We start from the raw sequence: 4,527 nt of genomic DNA, 5'->3' as shown, positions 1-4,527 counted from the left end.
AAGCAAACGAGGCGGATTGAAAGTGTGGCCGAAAAGCAACGGAACACTAATCGGTCAAACGAGGGCAGTTCCGGTTAGATCTTGAAAGCCGGTCGGTGGTTTCTGGCTCAAAGGAATATTGCGTGTGGTTCGCTGCAAATTTATTTGCCATACACAGGTTCGCTCCGTAATCATCTTCAGATGTTTAGATCTATTTTAAGAGCGCTATTCAGGCCAAACTATCGCGCTCAATCCAATCGGTTCCCGGATCCGGTTGAAAATACCTCAGCCTATAGGAGAGGTCGCAGTATCTCTTCTTCTGCGCGCTCACGACCGTCGCAGGTTGACGAGATATCAAGGGCCGAAACCTTCGATGCTACGACTGCACACGCGGTCGATCTTCCGCGCGTACTCACAGGTACCGCTTACGTCACGGATGGCGACACGATTAGAATCCAGAACACGCAAGTTCGCCTGTTCGGGATAGACGCGCCCGAACTCCATCACCCTTACGGTAAGAAAGCTAAATGGGCGATGGTGCGCTTGTGTAAAGGACATTGCATACGCGCAGAAATCACCGACGAAGATGAACATGGGCGGACGGTGGCAAAGTGTTTCCTTCCCGATGGCCGTGACTTGTCGGAGGAACTCGTAAAGCAAGGGTTGGCCATCGATTGGCCGAGGTACTCAGGAGGTAAATACAAGCATCTTGAGGTGGCTGGTATACGCAAGAAACTCTGGCTTGCCGATGCACGCCAGAAAGGCCGCCTGCATGTTTGGGAGAAATTTGACGCCCGACGAAAGGATGAGGACGACAAATGATGAAGGGTAACCTCGATTTGACATTAAAAGTTTTGAGTCATTTCTTGATCGGTTTTGCCATAAATTAGCGTGGCCTTTGCTGGCGCAGCAGCACAGCAACTCCTAGAGTAGCCGGATGCCTACATTCGGGATCAATCTCCTCGACCATTGCGAGAAAGCGGTGCTACTCGATCAGCCCCTCGTTTAGCTTTTTTGCGTAAAGAGCTTGGGCCATTTCGAGCGACGAGGTTCATGCTGTTTGGAAAAGTACATTAGGTTGTCAACATCTTCTTCGAATGCATCAAAGGCATTGACCCCAACACCTGATACCCGCGTATATACTGCCTTCTCAACGACAACTCCATCCAGCGCATAATGTACCCGTGCTTGCGTGGGGCCGAGGATGTTCACAAAAACGATAAATCGATCAGGGTCATCGGGATACATGCGTTCGTTACGGAAGAAAGTACCGGTTCCGTCTGTACGGTTGAAGGTTCCCCAGAAGTCTCCTTCAGATAGTTCCCTGAAACCGCCATTGCCTTCTTTCCAATGCACGTCCCCGTTTACCTTATGGTATGCTCCCGTTTCTTCATCGTAGACCAGATGTTCTTTCAATTCGGGCAGTGTACCCAGTTTGCGTTCGGTCATTCCTGCATCCTTCTGATGACATCAGCCAAAATCGATGGGTCCCTTCCATTTGCAGGGGCTAGGTTTTCCCAATGTGTTCTTATGAAGTTATCCGGCTTGCCGGAAAGCCAACGACTGAATCCTGATAAAAGGGCGTCGACATCTGCGTTGGGCCTGAGAGCTCCATCGAGAATGGCGCGATAGCTTTCACGTGGGGACATTCGTTTACCCAACACATTTCTACCCATCAGGAAGTCAAAGGTTGGTCCCAAAGGGTCGCCTGCGTATCTGTCGATATTAATTTCGTGGATATAGTCAATCAGCGGACTTGGCGTCAAATCTTTGAATTCCATGCCGATGTCTCTGCGCATCTGATGTGCCTGCCGCGCGAGGCGCTCCAATGCCTCGTCACTCATATCGTCTGTCGCGCGTGCAACAATCGGTCCGATCCGCTCTGGCACGGCCTGCTCGTACGCGCGACGTAGCGGATTATCTTTGATACCGGAACCAATCCACGACACAATATCGTCGACAGCAGATTGACGCCAAGACCCACGCGCTGCAAGGCGTGCGACAGCGACTCTGCGCGATACCGCGCGGACAACCAAAACACCAAGTCCAGCCAGAACAAGACTGCCAACCGCGGCGAATGTCCCCGCTCTGAGTGCTGCTTGCAAGCGTTCAACGGAGTCACCACGGGCGTTGCCGTACCCTTCTACAGCCCCCAGAGCGAAACCGCTTGCAGCAGCATACGTCGCGCCACGTAGGGCGGCTCCGGTAGTGGTTGCAGCAGTCCGCGCACCAGCTGCTGCGGCGCCGCCGACAGGGATGAAAATAGTCGGGATGATGCCTGCTATCTCGCCACCCAAAAAATAATTTGGGTGCGAAATGCGTTCGATATCCTGAATGCGCTGCCGCTCTGCGAGGATATCTGAATAGGTTTTGTCGGATAGCATAATGCTGTCAAGATATGCAGCGAATTCTTCACCGAAACCGAAGGTTAGACCGTTTCCTGCCCCACTTGCAAAGGACTCGCCTCGTGTTGCCTCGCGTCCTCCTGTGACCAGCTGGTATTCTTCCCAACACAGCCGTATGTTCAGACGCACGAACTCTTCTCTGGCGTAATCGGCACCACCAAAAATATGGTTGAAAATTCCGCCCCATCCGTACCAAGACATCTCTAGAACGCCAATACGAGGACTGATCAGACGACCAGTATCACGTATGATACTGACATAGGCAGCCTCAAACTCTTCTTGGGCAAGTCCGGCAGGGATGCCATTCCATGCGGCCTGATGTTGCTCGGCCAATGCACGATCGCGCTGCATTTTCTCGATATTTTCACGCGCCTCGTCAATGGCGGCGTCTGTACCGAAAAAGACAACTAGTTCCGTGTATGCGTCGTCGAGACAATGGCTTTGTGGTACATCGGAGCCATCCGTGGTGCCAGATGCGACTTCGTCCCCTGTCGGCACATCAAAGACTTTGTACGGTAAATCGGCGATAGGTTCATCAGTCGCTTCGTCATAGGCGATGACGTCAATCCAGTTGTTACAGGGATGTACGCTCTGACCAACTGGCTGCGCACTCGCCGATGAGGCTTCAGCTGCGGCTTCATTAGAGATATCTGCCTCGAATGGATCGCCACCCATCAGTCTCCCCTCCCGGCCAGTTGTAGTGCAACCCCTTCACACATGACGTTTGGATCAGGTTCTAATTTCATTTTCTTGGCAAGGTTGATCATCTTCGGGTCTGAGGCCCAACGATACCCAAACAAGACAGAAAGAGCGAGATTACAGGCAAGGTGTCTGTGTGTCGGAAGCATTCGTCCCGCACCATCTGCCGCAACATCCCATAAAAATTGCTTATGAGCCTTAGTGCCGATCCAAGCCGCTTGGCCGGGAAGAATGCGATCTGCGATTTCTGCAGGGGTAAGGTGGTCAAAATTCGATTTATTTGTAATCAGGCTTGCGGTCCGCTGCGCAATGATGCCCCAACTATCTTTGCCAAGCACATTGTTGCGCCAGCCTTCAAACGCCTCGAAGACCCCATTTATTCGTTCATCTGGCTCTAGTTCAAAGCGCCGTACCGCTCGGTTAAACGTTTTGGAAAATCGCGGGTCATGGTGAAAGAATGCGCCTTGGGTGACGCTCATAACTGCTAGAATGCGAATATCTTTGTTGCGCTTGAGGGCTTTGACTTCAGCCCATTGCTGAATTTGCCGCACGCTGCGGGCCACGTCGTGCGGCTTTGCTCCAATCTCTAAGAACCAAGGCTCAAACTTCCCGTATAACCACTCAGCAATAGCATTTATGTCACGATTAATCTGGATGCTATCAAGCCGGGCAATTGTTTCATTCGATAAGGTTAACATTCAACAGATTCCACAGTACACCACTCACCATCAGGGAGAAGATACGTCACTTTTAAAGTTTCAATTAATTCAGATACTTGAATTGAGGGCATCGCCTCTAAGAGATCCGAAAATGTGATAGGATCATAAAAACGCAGAAGTAGGACACGCCCGTCTTCCGCCCGAACCTTCGTGAACCGTCGCAAGTGTTTGAGTACTACATCAAAACTATAGTCGGTGGTCAAAAAGAGGGCAGGGGCTTTAAGGAAAGAAAAAGAGGCAGGATTGTTCTTCTTGAGGAGCAACTCACGCGTTAACGCATGGTCCGCCTTCAAACGGACAAGCCATGGTGCCACATCTCCCCAACGCTCTTGTGCGCGGCCACGGTAAAGGCACTCATGTTGCATTCCAGAACTCTCAAGCACCTCCTGAAAGCCAAAGATCTTGGCAGCATCCATCACAGCGTATGTATGTTTCGCAGTGGGAGGGAATATTGCTTCCATGAACGTTCGAGTGGAACTGAGTGATGCTTCAGCCCGAAACATAGGATGTGGTTCAAGCGTCCCAGAAGCGGCACGCCTCCACGATATCGGCGCTGAACTCGCCACACTGATACTCCTCAAGCGCTAGAAATAATTTAAAAAATGAATGTATACTCTGGTATTTTACAGGACAGAATTTGAATTTCCTGACGTGCAATGTAAAGAGGTTTCTTATGAGTGTTTAGCGACAGGCTTCCCAAGCAGCTTAGGACGTGTTGACAAAAG

The 4,527-nt window shown here is 51.0% G+C and carries 5 protein-coding genes; 1 reads left to right on the top strand and 4 read right to left on the bottom strand.

The window, feature by feature from the left end:
* Nucleotides 1-180: 180 nt before the first annotated feature.
* Nucleotides 181-801 (top strand): thermonuclease family protein, encoded by a 621-nt coding sequence (locus UB90_RS23200; RefSeq protein WP_227512177.1) that lies wholly within the window; start codon nucleotides 181-183, stop codon nucleotides 799-801.
* Nucleotides 802-984: 183 nt separating this feature from the next.
* Here UB90_RS23200 and UB90_RS22270 read toward each other — a convergent pair whose 3' ends face one another.
* From UB90_RS22270 to UB90_RS22255, 4 genes are read right to left on the bottom strand one after another with little or no spacing between them, the layout of a single operon-like run.
* The gene (locus UB90_RS22270; RefSeq protein WP_065327160.1) at nucleotides 985-1,428 is read right to left on the bottom strand and encodes a hypothetical protein; all 444 of its coding nucleotides are present in this window, start codon (nucleotides 1,426-1,428) and stop codon (nucleotides 985-987) included.
* Complete coding sequence (locus UB90_RS23020) at nucleotides 1,425-3,059, bottom strand: hypothetical protein (RefSeq protein WP_065327161.1); 1,635 nt, start codon at nucleotides 3,057-3,059, stop codon at nucleotides 1,425-1,427. Before UB90_RS23020 ends, UB90_RS22270 begins: the two co-directional genes overlap by 4 nt.
* Nucleotides 3,059-3,781 (bottom strand): hypothetical protein, encoded by a 723-nt coding sequence (locus UB90_RS22260; RefSeq protein WP_065327162.1) that lies wholly within the window; start codon nucleotides 3,779-3,781, stop codon nucleotides 3,059-3,061. Before UB90_RS22260 ends, UB90_RS23020 begins: the two co-directional genes overlap by 1 nt.
* Entirely contained in the window at nucleotides 3,775-4,218 is a 444-nt protein-coding gene (locus tag UB90_RS22255; protein WP_157888778.1) for a DUF4123 domain-containing protein, read from the bottom strand. Before UB90_RS22255 ends, UB90_RS22260 begins: the two co-directional genes overlap by 7 nt.
* Nucleotides 4,219-4,527 lie beyond the last annotated feature (309 nt).

Source organism: Tritonibacter mobilis (genome assembly GCF_001681715.1).
Taxonomy (GTDB): Bacteria; Pseudomonadota; Alphaproteobacteria; order Rhodobacterales; family Rhodobacteraceae; genus Epibacterium; species Epibacterium mobile.
The sequence above is the reverse complement of the archived record's forward strand: the minus strand, read 5'-3'. Positions and strand labels throughout refer to the sequence as shown.